This window comes from Flavobacterium artemisiae, from assembly GCF_042678225.1.
In the GTDB taxonomy this organism is placed as follows: Bacteria; Bacteroidota; Bacteroidia; order Flavobacteriales; family Flavobacteriaceae; genus Flavobacterium; species Flavobacterium artemisiae.
Genome location: NZ_JBHUDZ010000015.1, coordinates 1 through 14921, shown reverse-complemented (window position 1 = coordinate 14921; position 14921 = coordinate 1). Strand labels below are relative to the sequence as shown.

The 14921-nt window shown below is 30.0% G+C and carries 13 protein-coding genes; 11 read left to right on the top strand and 2 right to left on the bottom strand.

The genetic code is table 11. The features are described from left to right. Positions 1-82 precede the first annotated feature (82 nt). Positions 83-1456, bottom strand: a complete 1374-nt coding sequence (locus tag ACFSC2_RS16550; RefSeq protein ID WP_379817189.1) for a DUF5458 family protein — start codon at positions 1454-1456, stop codon at positions 83-85. A gap of 2 nt (positions 1457-1458) precedes the next feature. Next, positions 1459-1914: a hypothetical protein gene (locus ACFSC2_RS16545; RefSeq protein ID WP_379817190.1), complete on the bottom strand. Its 456-nt coding sequence runs from the start codon at positions 1912-1914 to the stop codon at positions 1459-1461. Positions 1915-2072: 158 nt separating this feature from the next. Here ACFSC2_RS16545 and ACFSC2_RS16540 point away from each other — a divergent pair, with 158 nt between their 5' ends. Genes ACFSC2_RS16540 through ACFSC2_RS16490 form a run of 11 tightly spaced genes read left to right on the top strand, consistent with a single transcriptional unit; the run spans position 2073 to position 14715 of the window. Next, a complete protein-coding gene (locus tag ACFSC2_RS16540; RefSeq protein ID WP_379817191.1) occupies positions 2073-2492 on the top strand; it encodes a GPW/gp25 family protein in 420 nt (139 codons plus the stop codon). Between the two features lie 8 nt (positions 2493-2500). Continuing rightward, the gene (locus ACFSC2_RS16535) at positions 2501-4261 is read left to right on the top strand and encodes a hypothetical protein (protein WP_379817192.1); all 1761 of its coding nucleotides are present in this window, start codon (positions 2501-2503) and stop codon (positions 4259-4261) included. A 4-nt stretch (positions 4262-4265) separates the two neighbouring features. Beyond that, a complete protein-coding gene (locus tag ACFSC2_RS16530; RefSeq protein ID WP_379817193.1) occupies positions 4266-6698 on the top strand; it encodes an AAA family ATPase in 2433 nt (810 codons plus the stop codon). A 3-nt stretch (positions 6699-6701) separates the two neighbouring features. Continuing rightward, a complete protein-coding gene (locus tag ACFSC2_RS16525; protein WP_379817194.1) occupies positions 6702-7607 on the top strand; it encodes a hypothetical protein in 906 nt (301 codons plus the stop codon). Positions 7608-7634: 27 nt separating this feature from the next. Further along, positions 7635-8519, top strand: a complete 885-nt coding sequence (locus tag ACFSC2_RS16520) for a TssN family type VI secretion system protein (RefSeq protein ID WP_379817195.1) — start codon at positions 7635-7637, stop codon at positions 8517-8519. A 42-nt stretch (positions 8520-8561) separates the two neighbouring features. Continuing rightward, entirely contained in the window at positions 8562-9698 is a 1137-nt protein-coding gene (locus tag ACFSC2_RS16515; RefSeq protein WP_379817196.1) for a hypothetical protein, read from the top strand. Between the two features lie 9 nt (positions 9699-9707). After that, positions 9708-10199 carry a type VI secretion system TssO gene (gene tssO, locus ACFSC2_RS16510; protein WP_379817197.1) on the top strand — a complete coding sequence of 164 codons (492 nt, stop codon included), beginning with the start codon at positions 9708-9710 and terminating at the stop codon, positions 10197-10199. 9 nt (positions 10200-10208) lie between these two features. Continuing rightward, a complete protein-coding gene (gene tssO, locus ACFSC2_RS16505; protein WP_379817198.1) occupies positions 10209-10679 on the top strand; it encodes a type VI secretion system TssO in 471 nt (156 codons plus the stop codon). Next, positions 10669-11604: a PKD domain-containing protein gene (locus ACFSC2_RS16500; RefSeq protein ID WP_379817199.1), complete on the top strand. Its 936-nt coding sequence runs from the start codon at positions 10669-10671 to the stop codon at positions 11602-11604. Before tssO (ACFSC2_RS16505) ends, ACFSC2_RS16500 begins: the two co-directional genes overlap by 11 nt. Before the next feature lie 2 nt (positions 11605-11606). After that, positions 11607-13931 (top strand): type VI secretion system protein TssR domain-containing protein, encoded by a 2325-nt coding sequence (gene tssR / locus ACFSC2_RS16495; protein ID WP_379817200.1) that lies wholly within the window; start codon positions 11607-11609, stop codon positions 13929-13931. Positions 13932-13935: 4 nt separating this feature from the next. Further along, positions 13936-14715, top strand: a complete 780-nt coding sequence (locus ACFSC2_RS16490) for a DUF5457 domain-containing protein (RefSeq protein WP_379817201.1) — start codon at positions 13936-13938, stop codon at positions 14713-14715. Positions 14716-14921: the final 206 nt, after the last annotated feature.

The window sequence follows — 14921 nt, the reverse complement described above, 5'->3', positions numbered from 1 at the left end:
TATTATTATTATAAAGTTTATATAAAAAAAAGCACCCTAAAAAGTTTTCATTTTTAGGGTGCTATAATAAAGTTTATAAGTACTAAACTTGTTTGTAGTCACTATGCCAAACAGCCTCTTCAGGTCCGTCTCCTTTGTGTCCGTCCAATTGAATAACGAAACTTTTTGCAGGGAAATATGGCGTGATATGAATGTCTAATAAGATTCTGTCTTTTTGAGTTTTATCCTGTTCGATTTTCATAACAGTAAATTTTTCAATAAGATTAGTCGGCCCTTTAATTCCGTCTAAGAATTTAATGATTTGGCTTCTTAAATCAGCTTCTGTTCTAGTAGTCCAGTTCTCAAAAGCTCTTCTGTTTAAGAAATCAAAAAGTACTTTAGTAATGTGGTCAAATACTCTCACAACAGAATAAGTTTGTAAACCTAAGTTGTCTCCATTAAATAATGTTTTAGCAGAGAAAGCCATAATTTTACTGTACTCGTTAACCATTGGTACAAGTCCCATTTTTTCAAGTTCAGAAATTTCGCTTTTTTTCAAATCAAAACGAACACTTTCTACTTCATTTAAACCTCCAAACTTTTTACCAGCTACAACCTGAGACATCAAAGTCTTGTAGATTTTACCTGCTAAAGATGTTGATGGCGGTACATATAAATTGTCTTCTTCACCTACTTCGTCATATTTGCTTCTTCCTAACAAATAGTTACAAGTCATGATAGTGTTTGATTTGTGAACATCGCCGCCAGTATGATTTGCATTAAAGAAAATATCGATAACGTCGTCTGGTGTTTCAAGATCTTGAAAATCGGTTAGTAAAACAGCTTTGTTTTCGTGTGCAATTTTAGACCATTTATCTAGAACGGCATTAGAGCCTAAATAGCCTGGCACAGAAAGTATAGAGTAGTTTTTTCTCAAATCTAATCGGTCAAAATTTTGCTTTAATTCGTTTGCAACATAATCAAAAAAGAAAGTGTTGTCTAAATCTTTTAATTGAGAAATGTCTGCATTTAAAATCGTTACGTTTTTAATTTTATCACTTTCGGTATTTTTGTAAAATAAAGATACACTTCTATAAGAAGTTTCTAATTCTCTAGTAACGTTTAGAGCATATTTTAAGTTCTTATTTAAAGTTGAATCTGCAGATGCCGCTTTAGCATTTGCTTGTTCAATCATAGATTCTACCGAATTATTACCTTTTAACAAATCCAGCCATAAATCTAATTTATTGGTTAGAGTTGTTCTTTCATTTTCCCATTGCGTATCATTTAGGAAAATATTTTTTCTTGCTTTTCTGGTTGGGTTTAAGTTTGATAATCCATCAATTACATTTTCTAAGAAAGCAAAACCTCCATATTCATTAAGTAGGTTGATTTTACTGCTAGGAGAATCTTGCAGTAATTGTTCATTAGAAGAAACTTGACTTTTGTGTTCTTTAGTTTGAGTTTGGGTAGCCATGGTTATGATTTGGTGTTATTGATTTCGTTTTTCGCGTTTTCAAGTAATTCAATAATAGCTTCCTTAACAGCAGGATCTTGAATCGCTTTTATTAAACCTCTGTTGCTGGAAAGTTGTCTAACAATTTTGTACGCCTGTTCTTTTTCTGTATTTAATTTGTTTAAAAAAGGACTGTTTTCTTTAATTGATTTTGCTCCAAAATCGCCTAAATTTTTAAACGTCATTGTTTCATTTAAATCAGAACCTTCTTCTGTAATAAATTCTAAATCTACAGTCGGTTTGAATTTTTCAAAGACAGATTCTACCGTTTGTAAATCATAAACTGCTTCGGGAGCAACGGGCTGCTCATTTGTAAGTTTTTGAATTAGTAATGTTCTATTTGATGGAATTTCTAAAATTGACTCGCTTGCATCAACTTTAACTTCATTTCCCCCAATACCATAATTAAACATGCTCATAATTATACTATATTTTAAGTTAATTGTGTAAAAATAATAAAAAAAAACTTCTAAAATAAATTGATTTGTAGGTAATTTATTTAGATTTTTGTCCATATTATGTAAAAACGATTTTGCATCGTATTTTAGTTAAAAAAAACAATATATCATAAATTAATATGAAATATCTTAAGTACCCCGTCAATTTTAAATCTTTACTAAAAGGATCTCAGGAAAATTTTTGTAAGATCGACGAATCTATCGCTTATAATATTATGATGATAATTACTACTTCTTTCGGAGAAATCCCAGAAGATCCGCGGTACGGCACCATTATTTGGGACTTAGAATTTAATCAGCATATTAAGAAAAGAGACTGGGAAGATTTAGTTCGAAAATCGCTTTATGAATCAATTGTTGAGTATGAAAAAAGATTAATTCTAAGCAATGTTATCATCTCTTTGGATGAAATTGACGACAGCGAACTAACTAGAAGCATCAGAAGAAAGGTGAGTATTAATGTAAAAGGTTCTATAATAGAAAGTCAAATACCGTTTAATTTTCAAACAAAATTGAATATTTCCCCAATATCACAATAAAAAAATATATGCAGGACGTTAAGTTTATCGAAATAAAAAATAGAATTCAAAAAAAGTGCTTAGAAATCTGGGGAATTGAAGATATAAAAATGGCCGATCCTTTGGTCATGATGTTATTGGAAGTTTTTGTAAATGAAATTTATTATCTGCACCACGAAGGAGTGGAGTCTGATAATAAAATCATTGAGCGTATTGCGCAGGAGATCGTGCCGAGTCAGTGGAATCTGCCAATGCCTTCGCATGCTTTGGCAAGTACAGCAGCGGTAAAAGGTGTTGTGCTGCTTGAAGATGATATTGAATTTGTAGTAAAATCAAATAGCTCCAGCACGGTTAATTTTGATCTTTATTTTGCCCCTTTTACCTCTGAAAATATTATTGAAGGCGAAATTAGTTATCAAATGTATAACTCCTTTTTAATTGATTCTTCAAAAAATGTAACAGTCCTTCCTTCTGAAAACATAGTAAAAGACCACAGTATCTGGATTGGTTTGGATATCTCTAAAGAAAATCTGGAAATATTAAATACGCTAAAATTTACCTTTATAACAGATAATTCACCTTTAGACGGATTTTTAAAATTTGTTAGGGTAAAAGATACTTCTGGAAATATTCTGGAAATAGAAAATGAAACTTTTGATGAGGTTCCAGATAATAAACATTATACAGAAACTATAAAATCATTCTACCGAAATTTTATTTATAAAGTAAAATTAGATACCGAAAGTTTAAGATATGAATCTGTTTTAGAACGATTTAATATTAGTAAAGAAGTAATAAAAAGCAGCAAAAAAGATTCTAAATTAATTTGGCTGGAATTTACTTTTCCTGAGATTTTTTCGAAAGAAGAACTGGATAAAATTCAAATAAAAATCAACACTTTTCCAATTATAAATAGAAAACTCCATAATAAAGTTCATAATGTTCAGGTTGAAGGGCGTCTTTTTCCGATGATGGCAGAAAAGAACACTCATTTTATAGATGTCAAGAAAATTTTTAATGAAAAAAATACCGAATTTATTAACGGTATTAAACAGCCAAATGTCCTTTCTTCAAATACATTTACGCTGTTTTACGGCGGACTGGAAAATTATGATTCTAGGAATGCGAAGTTTTTTCTAAAGAAATTAGTTCGAGCACTTCGAGAAGATATTGGTGCTTTTTCTAACATCAATGCAGATTATATCGATGCTACGATGTCTAAAATTAATGAAGAAATCAATTTAATTGAAAACAAAATTAATTCTAGTTACAGTCAGGTAAACGATGAAGAAGAAGTTTATGCATTGATTCACGAGACCGAAAAATCTAAAATTCTCTACTGCTCTTATTGGACTTCTAACGGACAAGCGGCTAATAATGTGAAAAAAGGAACTCTGCTTAAACAGACGATTCTATCAGAATTGGTTCAGGATGCTACCGTTTTTGAAACCCAGTCATTTGGCGGTATTTACAGAAACAACAAAGTCGAAAAACTAATTAATCTTAGATATGGTTTTTTGTCTAAAGAGCGATTGGTTACCAAACAAGATATAAAATCTGCGGTGCATTATCATCTTAGAGATATTACAAAAGATGTAATAATAACAGATGGAGTAGGGATTAGCACCGTGAGAAAAGAAGGAGTATTTAGAACTATCGATGTAAAAGTTATCCTGCAGGAAAAATATTTTTTAGAGATCGAAAACAAGCAGAGAATTGTATTGTTTTTAAAGGAAACTTTAGAAAAACAATCCGTTATGAATATTCCATTTCAAATAACAATCAACTAAATTTATGAATGAATTAGATTACAGCCCAAGTTTACTGTCTGCTATAAAATCTGCAAAATCCCTGGCAATTCAGGACGGACACAGTACTTATGGTGTTGCTCATTTGGCTTATGCATTATTATTTGAGCCGACTGGATTAGTAGAAGTATTAAGAACACTTTCTAAAGATATAGAGTATATAAAAGAATGGTTTGATGTTAGAAAAGAGGTTTATACTTCTGCGCAAAAGAACGATAATATCGTTACAGCAGATACAGAAGTTGAGAATGTTTTTTCAGAATCAAATTTTAATAAAATCAGATTAGGATCAGATTCTATTGATGCATTTTGTGTATTTATCGCTATTATAAAACCAGGTTTAATCTACAGCGATAAACAGATTGACGGATTAAATTTAAGCGATAAAGAGCTTTTGAAACATTTTGGCCTGCGAAACACCCAGAAAAGTTTCAGCTTAGAAGAAGATTCAGAAACTCAGGAAGCTTTTGAAATCAACTACTGCGATTTATTATATAAAAAGAATATAATTGAAGAAGGCAGCAGTATAATAGGTCGAAACAAAGAAGTAAGACTGATTCTTGAAAACATAGAACGATATGAAAATCAAGGAATTTTATTAATAGGAGAATCTGGAATTGGTAAAACAAGTATCATAAAAAATCTTATTTATCATCTTCACCAGACAGATCCTAATTTCTTCGAAGAAACATTGGTTCTGTCTTTAAACACTTCTAAACTTGTTGCTAATTGCGGCAGTGAAAATGAAATTTCGAAAAAGCTGATCGAAATTTTCGAAAAATTAACTAAAAACGGAAAAAGCATCCTTTTTATTGATGACATTCAGGTTTTGCTGAATTCTTCAAATTCAAAATCAAATTCGGTAATCAATATTATAAATACGCAATTAACCGAAGGCAGTATTAATATTATCGCCTCAATTGATTCTGATTCTTATAGAAAATCAATAGAAGGAACGGCTATAAACGGCAAATTGGAAAATATTTTTATAGAAGAATTAGAGCATTCTCTTCTGGTAGAATGTTTGAATATTTATAAAGAAAAACTCGAAAAACATTATAAAATTACTATTGATTCAGAAGTTGTACAAGAAGCAATTCATTTGTCAAAACGATTTTATAAGGAGAAAAAACTACCGTACGGAGCAATCGATTTATTAGATAGAACAGCTTCGTCTGTAATCGTTTCGAATGCCAATTCATTAGTTGAAATTCTAAAAATAAAAGAACAGATAAAAGAATGTGATCCTGCTGATGAGTCAAAAATAACTTTGATAAAAAAGGAAATTTATAATGGAATAAGCTGTGTTGTGACCAGTAAAATTACCGTTGTAGAGAATTCACAAAACACTAAAAATGAAGTTGTCACTTTTGAAGATATTGAAAAATTATCAAATGATATTGAAGCAATAGCAAAAGAAAAAATTTCAAGTGTTACAAAATCGGAGATTTTGGCAGTGGTTTCTAATGCGACAGGAATTCCGCTTGGAAAAATAAGTGCTGGAGAAAAAGAAAAACTGCTTACAATTGAAGATAAATTACAAGAAAGAGTAAAAGGACAATCGCACGCTATAAAAACGCTTTCGGAAGCTATTATAGAATCTCGAAGCGGTCTTAGCAACCCAAAACAGCCAATTGGTTCGTTCTTTTTTCTAGGCCCGACCGGAACAGGAAAGACAGAATTAACCAAATCATTAGCGGAGTTATTATTTGACGACGAGAACGCTATGATTCGTTTTGATATGTCAGAGTTTAAAGAAGAGCATTCGGCAGCTTTATTGTACGGAGCGCCTCCAGGATATGTTGGTTATGAAGAAGGAGGTATGCTGGTTAATAAAATTAGGCAGAAACCTTACTCGGTTGTTTTGTTTGATGAAATCGAAAAAGCACACGCTTCTGTTTATGATGTGTTTCTGCAAATAATGGACGAAGGGAAGGTTCATGATAAATTAGGAAGAGAAGGAGATTTTTCTAATGCAATAATCATCTTTACGTCAAATATTGGGAGTCAATGGATTCAGGAGCAGATAGAAAGCGGTCATCTACCGACTTCCAACCAGTTAATTGATATAATGAGTAATCATTTCAGACCAGAATTTTTAGGACGTCTGACAGAAGTTGTACCGTTTGCACCAATTAATATAGAAATCGCAAAAGCTATTTTTAAGCTCCATCTTAAACGCTTGCAGGAGCAATTATTGAGCATTAAAAATATATCATTTGAGGTGTCTGATAATGCATTAGAATATTTAACAAACAAAGGTTTTTCTAAAAAATATGGAGCCAGACCTATCGCAGGAACCGTTAGGACATATCTTAAAAAAACAATTTCAAAATTAATTATATCCGAAGCCATACTTGAAAATGAAAGTATTGTTCTGGATATAAAAGAGGATGAATTTATTTGGGAAAAGAAATAGGTTATGGAACAGGATATTACGGTTTTAAAACACCAGATAAATTTTAATCTAAGAGCAGAGTTTATTTTCTATGAACTGCAGAAAAGTCTTGAAAATCAGACAGAAATTTTTGTAAAACATAGAGGACTTGCTAAAAGAAGTAATTCTAGAGACGCTATTGATTTATCATCGATGCTGTATCAGGAAAATGCTGGAATTATTAAAGAGGGACTCGTATTGCATTTGGCAAAAAACAGTATTTATCATAATCTTCCAGAATTGCTTTTTCATCCGTTATCTGTCAGCAACGCTACAATGTCTAACAAAGAAATTGTTGAAGCGGTAAGAGCCAATAGAGAAGCAGAAAACGAGGCGTTAAATTTCTTTATGCCTTTTGATAATGAATTTTTTATTACGCATGCAAACTCTACAATCAAAAGTCTGCATTTGTTTAATGATAAGATTGATTTATTTCTGAGTATAGTTGATGAACTAATTTCGATTGAATTTAAGTTGACTAAAATTCAAAAAAAGAACTTATTTATCTTTTTATGCGAGTCTGAAAAACTAAAAGAAAATCTTCCTGAGCTGGAAAAAGTTTTAGAAATGCTATTAGAAAATCAGGTTAAGCTGAAATACAAAAGACATGTATTTAATAGCTCACCATTTCTAGAATTAAGCGATGGAATATTGGGATTTGATTTAGGACTTTGCGGTGCTGTAGAAAGTGAAATAGATGATATAGAAGTTTCTCTATATTTTGACGGAAATGTTGATTATTCTATTGTAGACAGAAAGATGAAATTGACGCGTAAAGTATTGGAATACTTTATTATAAGTAACAGAAGAATTGACATTGTATTTTATAACAATTACCAATTGGGTGTAAAATTAAATGAAAACTATTTAGGCATTAATACCATATTATAAACTACCACTAAGAGAAAAACTGATTACATGAATACACTTTTACCCTTTTTTTTAAAATACTTACTGGCGCCATTTCTTGTACTGATTATCACTTTGATAATGACTCAGTTTTCAAGTATAAAAATTAAAACAAAATCGGCTATTATATTTGTTTTAGTCTTTTCATTAATAACGGCTTTGCCTTGTTTATTTGCTTTTTTTAATAATGAGTTTATCTGGATGGGCTTATTGTTGTCTGTGTTTTATTACTCAATATTAGGTGTGATATTGCTGTATTTTATGAATACCACAATGTTTCAAAATATTGGAGTTCAGGATAGTGTACCCGCAAAAATATTTCTTTTTTTAATTGTTACTATTCTTTCCTCTTGGATCTATTATTTAGTATTTAATTACGTCACAATATCCAATTACGCGCACATAAGTATGCTAAACGTATTGTGGATGTTTGTTCCTGTATTCTTTGTTGAATCTAAGAAAAAGTTTCTACAGATCCCTGATCCGTTTTATGAATTTTGGAGAGTGGGCAATGAGCGTAAAGACTTTGATTACTGGGACAATATTGACAAATTTAGATTAATGCAGGTATCTATTAATATCAAGAAAAAAGTAGATTCTGATTTCTTCTCAAAATTTGATGTAAAAATTGCACAAGACGTAAACTTAGGAAACTGGTTCGATAAATTCATAGAAGATCAAAACTACAGATTCCCTAATGATGCTATCGAATCTAGTGCTGAAAACGAAGATACAGGCTGGATATTCTATACTTCAAGGTATTTTAATTACCCATTGTTTATTAGGAATTTAAGTCCGCATCAGACTATTTCGGAAGGTAAAATCAGAAACAAACAAATCATTTTTGCAAAACGAGTTGCATTGAGTAAATATCAGTTTGAGATTGAAGATTAAATATTTTAAAGTAAACCCAAGACCAAATAACATAAATCGAATATGAAATCAAAAATACATTTACCAATTAATTGGACAGACGGTGTAAAACTGACCAAGGATCATTTTATAAATAACTACTTTAACTATATAACCATTGTTAATGATTACAATAAAGTTCATTTAAATAATTTTAATTACGGATGCATTGCTCCAGCGGGAAGTAAATCTGTTGATATCGATATAAAAATTGAAGGCGGATTACTGGTTGCTTACTTGAAAAAATGCGATTTGATTGTTAAAAACGGACATTTAATTTCATTTAATCAGGAAATTTATGGTACAAAACTGCCAGAAGCGAGCATAAATGCAAATGATATTGATAGAAATTCTTTTGAACAATATTATGTATTGGTTTCTGTAAACCCATTTGAATTGATTCCTGTTGGTATTCCAGATCCAGAAATGATTCCGCTGCACCATCCAAATGTGCTTCCAGAAATCAAACTGCACATCATCAATAAAAAAGATATTAATGATAATTTTTTAGAAGGTTACTTTTTGATTGTCAAAAAAATAGCTTTTCAAAACGGAAGCTTTGTTGAAGACAATAAATATATCGTTCCGGTTGTAAAAACAAAAAATGATGAGATTTTAAATCAGTTTGTTTCTAAAGTAAATAATGAATTATATCTGTTGAATGATTTTTCAATAAAAATCCATAAAAAGAACGAGAAAAGTTTATCAAATAACAGATTAGTATCTAACACATTTAAGTTGTGTGCCAAAATAATTGATTATTACGCAGATCATAATTTTTATTTTAAAAATATTGCTGCAGAAGAATCGCCTGTATATATGTTTGACAGAATAATTATTCTTGCCAATCATCTTCTTTCTGCTTTAACACTTATGGATGATAAAGAAAAAGAATTATTGCTGCAATATTACTACGAATGGATGGATGTTAAGCCGTCTGAACTAATCAGTGTAATGTTTGAGGCAAAAAGTGCAGTTTATGATCATAATGATATTGCTCAGACTTTAGAAAAACTAAATCAGTTTTTGGGAGTTCTAAAACGTTTATGGCAAAAATTAAGCGAGCTGGAACATATCGGAATCAGAAAAGAAAGCATCGTTATTAGTGAGGAAACCAAAACGGCTCCGCAAAGAAACAATACATGGTCAATATTAGATTAAAACTAAACGATGAAACCACTTAATTACCCAAAGATAAAAAAACAAAAGGGCAAGTTTTATATCATGTTTTTTGTGACATTCGCCTTTATGTTTGGCTGTCTGTTTATCACTTTAATGACTGCAGACAAAGGAGCTGCAGAATTAGAACAAAAGCACAAGTACTACAATAACATTGTTGTAAAACAAGGCGAAATGAATTTACTCTTAGACGAAATTTTAATCGAAGTTAATGATCTGAGATTTAAAGACAGAACATTAAACGAGCGTAAATATCTTCAGTCTTTGATAAACGAAAAAAGACTTGAAATTAAAAACGAAATTCGAAAATCTAAAACAGATTTGACAAATTCATTTAGTATGTACGAAGAGTTTTTGGTAGAACTGCAGCGTATACAGACTAGAATAGATGTCTTGAAAGAAGATGAAACAAGTTATAATATTAATAAAGTTCAGCTTGAAAAGTGCATCGAAAAACACAATAAGGAAAATATAAAAAAATAGTTTTATATCATGAAAAAAGCAATAGAATTGGATGAAACCTATTGGAAGAAACTAAAATTTAATTTGATATTTATCATAAGTGCTTTTGTAATTTATATTGGTGTTACAAAATATTTATTTAAAACACCCAATTTTGATAACACAGATATGCTTAACAGGATTGATGATTATGAAAAAATGCAGAAAATTAAATCGGAGTATGCAGGTAAATCTAAACTAATCTTCAAAACCATTGATACTATAAAATATGATATCAATCAAGTACAAAGAATAGATGAAGTAAAGCGAAGTATTTCAGATTATAAACAACTTTATAAAGACAATGAATTTCATTCTTCGTACAATTTCTGTTTGATTGGAGGTAATCTTTTAAATGTTTTTTTAGAAATAAATTTAGAGCAAAGCACCGTCAAAAAAAATGACACCCTGATACAAAAAAGCCTTAACGAATGTAAAGCAAATTTTAAAGATGAACATTAAGAATAAAACAGTCGTTATACTATTGCTCATTGTTGCTGTAATTCTAATTGTAGTAGCATTGGTTTTTCCTTTTAATAAAAAAATCAGCAATCTGGATTTTTCAATATCAGACGAAAATGATAATCATCAATATGAGTTAAATGAAAAATTATCGTTTAAAATAAATGACAATACTTTAATATCAGATAAAAGAGCTGTTTGGTATTTTGGTAATGGAGATTCAATTGTAAGTAATAAAAACGTAGAATATACGTATGAAAAAACAGGTAAGTATCTGGTAACCCTGAAGATTGATAACAAATTTGATTTTTCGAAACAAATAAATATTGTCAACGGAAGGAGAATGACAGCAAGGGATTCTATTCCAAAAATATTTTGTGAAGAATTTGGATATGTCGGCGAAGAAATCGTGTTTACGTCTTATTCGCCAAGTTCTAATAATTGGTATTGGGAATTTGGAGAAACAGGAACGATTGATTCTTATGAGAAACAAGCTATTTATGTTTTCAGTAAGCCTGGAGTTTATACCGTAAAATTAGAAACAGATAAAACTAGATATCCTATTACAAAAGAAATAGAGATATTTCAATTATACGAACCATTTAAAGAACCAGAAGTTGTAGACTCTGCTGGTATCGTTATAAATGATATTAAAAAACGACTCCAGATTATTGCCAATCTTGGTACCAAAGATGCCAAAGCATACAAAGAGCAGGTTAATTACATCAAAAGAAATTATATCTGTAACGATCTGTCGGATGTTGTGGTTGTGGTAAACGAAGAAAAATACAATGATTTTTTAAGTTACTGCCAAGGACTTCATTATTTAGATGGAAATGCAACAATAATTCAAGACGTGAAACTGGATACGATTAAATGCTTCAAGCAGATTAATATTACCCAGAAAACTAAAAAAACAAAGTAATAATGAAAATTAACGCTTTAAAAAGCTATATTTTTTTGACATGTCTGGTAATTACAAATGCAATTACCGCACAGGTAAAAAATAGTACAACCATTGTCACAAAAACAGAAAAAAATGTCAATACTTACGACAATGAAGCTCAAAAGGAAGAAGAAAAATCAGAACTAAAGCTGGTTTTTTCAGATAGGAATGATAACAATATCTACGAAGGACCTTTTGGATCTAAAGTAAAAAGTAAAGTAAAGATACTGCTGCCAATGTATGTAATAGATGAAAATAAAAACTATTACGAAGTTGTTGTTGCAGACAAAAAGCTTATTGGTAAACCAAAAGGTACTTTGTCAATCTTAAGGAACAAAAAAAATCATTTTGCTAATGCTAAAGAAGTGCAATATTTAGGCTGGATTAAAAAAGACAATCTTATAGAATACAGCAGGGCAGTGCAAAATCAATCTAACTTAAAATATGTAAAGTATTTTGTAGCCTGTAATACCTTAGATAACTTATTTTCTAGTGCTGTAAATGTCAAAAAAAATGTACTGCCATTAAAAAATGATCCCAATTTAGAATTGGCATCTAAAAAAAATGTAAAACTAAATGACTTTGTTTATGTCTATAAAATAAACCATACGACTAATGCCGCTTTTGTCTCTAATTTTGATGATATTATGGCTAAAGATACTGTTAATCTTAAGTATGGCTGGGTACCATTACAGTATTTAAATCCGATAGAAGATGACTGGGTAGTAAGGCTGAATAGTACAGATAAATTAGAGTTTTCTTCGGGAAAAATTATTTTTAAGGCTAATGAATTATATAAGAATACATTTTTTATTAATGAAAATCAGACCAATAAACCAATTAAGTTTGACAGTCCAATAAAAATTATGCTTCCAATAAATATATGGAATCACGAAAAAAACAAGATAACAAATTTAAAAGGAGATGATATCAGCATTAATACAATTGAAAAGATAGCCACGCAAAGCAAGACTATCAACTTCTATTATATTTTTGAAAATAATAATTCGACAAGACAACATTTAAAAAAGACACTTTCGACATTACAAAACCTAAAACTTACAATCAGTAATGACCAGTATGCCAATTATAATTTTACATACTCTTTTATTGCTAAAGGAAGACCAAGAAGTTATTATTTAATAAAATCGAAGTCTTTTTCGGAATGGTTTGAATTAATCGAAAAAAGTGTTAAATACCCTGATGAAATTACTCAGGAAAATGTTCTGCCTAATAATGACAGTAATATCAGTCAATTTTTGAGTCCGGAAGCCAGCTTTGAAAATAACTTCTTTATCCTTGCAGGTGTAAATAGTTCTATAAATTCAGTTTTGCCGGATAATTTTAGAAAAATGGCAGAGAATAACTCAAGACTGCTATTTATTATTTTTGGAAATGAAAATACGACTGACAGTCAGGATTTTATTCTTCAAAGCAAAATGTATTTGAATGAAGCGAGTAATGCAAATAAAAAGAATATTCAGAATTACTTTGTTGATCCAAAACTAATTGTCAAAAATGACGAGTTTACTTATAACGGAGAATATGACAATGCTTTTATCTATGATGCGCCTTTGAGAAGTAATTTTAACGGAGGTATTATTTTTCCGAAATTAAATGCAGAATTAACGCCTGAAACCATAAATAAAGCGATTGATAGTGTCATAATTAAAACAATAAAAACAAATAACGGGTTATTAAAATCACTCACGCAATATAAAAACGAATTTAGTTTTCTGAGGAGTCAGCCAAGTCAAAAAATAAATGATCTTATTAGTACCGATCCTGATGAAGATAAGACCAATAAAAATATACCAAAAAACTATGTAAATGAAACCTATGTTATAAAAACAAGGGATTCATTAAAGGGTATTTTAGAAGATAAAATTAATATCCTGCTGACAGAAAATGAAATTAGACAGCTTCTTGAAAACTACAGGGAATTAATTAATAAAGATTATACGAAGGAAAATATCAATAGAATTGATGTAGCAAATTTTAAAGAACAGTGTAATTTTTTTGTTGAAAACATTAAAAAAACGGAAGCAATAAAATCTCGAAGTTCATTGGCAGAACTGCTTTATTTTAAAACTAGGGTGTTTGTAAATAACTCCTATCTTCATGAAATTAGAATTAAGGATATTAGGAAATTTAAGAGAATGCCGGAAGAGTTTAAATCCATTTTTGTGTTCTTAAACAGTAAACTAGAAGTGCTTGAAAAAATGCAGCGGAATAATGCCTTTGAAGTTTTTAATGAGGAAGCAGAGATAAAATATTACTATATACCCAAAAAACTTTTACTATAACAGTATGATGGAAATTATTACTACTGGGGAACCTGTCAAACATTTGCACGAAATAATATTGGAATTATTTTATTTTGAAAGTAAAGACAAACCTTGCGAAATGACTAAAAGGGAAATTTTATGGAAACTTAAAGATCCCAGCATTACAGAATATCAAATAGAAGAAGTCCTTAATTGGATGGTGCATCATAAAAAGCTGAATGAAAGTTTAGGTGTGTACACATTAGACCGCTTTGAACTTATAGATTTAGAAGAAAAACTTAAAACCGAAAGATTGAATAGAGAAAACAGACAAGAGCCAATATTTTTTACTAATTACAGTACTATAAATAACATACAAAATGCTATAAAACCTAGAGCGCTGGATATATTTGTGCAATATATACTGCCTACTTTTTTATTCTCTTATATTGTATTTATCTTTTTTCTGGTAAATAGACTGAATAACAGTTTTGAAGTTAATAATAATAAAGTAGAAGATGTTAGTGAGTTGACACTCAAAGAACCTAAAACAGGTGTAATTAAGAAAAAACAAGCTTTATCAGACAAAGAAGTAAAACGATTGTTTTCTAATCAGCATCAAAATTTATTATATCTGAATAAAACAATTGATTCATTGCAAAAGCAGGTAAATAAGATAAATGAAATTCATACTGCTTCGACTGATACCATAAATAATCAGCTAAATGCGGTGCAACCCCAAGTGAATGCTATATTCTTACATTTGACTGTAGTACTCCTCGGATTTATTTTATTATTTTTCATGAAAAATATTATTAATTAATTTGTAAATATCGATTATAGTTATATATTCGTACAGAAATTGATTGCGAATCACCCTCATCTTCCTACAAGAAGCAATTAAAAAAAAGTACGTTAGTACAAAAAAGAGGTATTCTAAAATCATGTAGAATACCTCTTTTTTTGTTTATACTAGTCAGACAAAATAAGAGGGTTCTAAAAAAAGATTTTTTAACTATTTAATTATTT

Excerpts from the sequence above, each read along its gene's own strand:
- ACFSC2_RS16550 (WP_379817189.1), bottom strand. The coding sequence starts at position 1,456 with ATGGCTACCCAAACTCAAACTAAAGAACACAAAAGTCAAGTTTCTTCT.
- ACFSC2_RS16545 (WP_379817190.1), bottom strand. The coding sequence starts at position 1,914 with ATGAGCATGTTTAATTATGGTATTGGGGGAAATGAAGTTAAAGTTGAT.
- ACFSC2_RS16540 (WP_379817191.1), top strand. The coding sequence starts at position 2,073 with ATGAAATATCTTAAGTACCCCGTCAATTTTAAATCTTTACTAAAAGGA.
- ACFSC2_RS16535 (WP_379817192.1), top strand. The coding sequence starts at position 2,501 with ATGCAGGACGTTAAGTTTATCGAAATAAAAAATAGAATTCAAAAAAAG.
- ACFSC2_RS16530 (WP_379817193.1), top strand. The coding sequence starts at position 4,266 with ATGAATGAATTAGATTACAGCCCAAGTTTACTGTCTGCTATAAAATCT.
- ACFSC2_RS16525 (WP_379817194.1), top strand. The coding sequence starts at position 6,702 with ATGGAACAGGATATTACGGTTTTAAAACACCAGATAAATTTTAATCTA.
- ACFSC2_RS16520 (WP_379817195.1), top strand. The coding sequence starts at position 7,635 with ATGAATACACTTTTACCCTTTTTTTTAAAATACTTACTGGCGCCATTT.
- ACFSC2_RS16515 (WP_379817196.1), top strand. The coding sequence starts at position 8,562 with ATGAAATCAAAAATACATTTACCAATTAATTGGACAGACGGTGTAAAA.
- tssO (WP_379817197.1), top strand. The coding sequence starts at position 9,708 with ATGAAACCACTTAATTACCCAAAGATAAAAAAACAAAAGGGCAAGTTT.
- tssO (WP_379817198.1), top strand. The coding sequence starts at position 10,209 with ATGAAAAAAGCAATAGAATTGGATGAAACCTATTGGAAGAAACTAAAA.
- ACFSC2_RS16500 (WP_379817199.1), top strand. The coding sequence starts at position 10,669 with ATGAACATTAAGAATAAAACAGTCGTTATACTATTGCTCATTGTTGCT.
- tssR (WP_379817200.1), top strand. The coding sequence starts at position 11,607 with ATGAAAATTAACGCTTTAAAAAGCTATATTTTTTTGACATGTCTGGTA.
- ACFSC2_RS16490 (WP_379817201.1), top strand. The coding sequence starts at position 13,936 with ATGATGGAAATTATTACTACTGGGGAACCTGTCAAACATTTGCACGAA.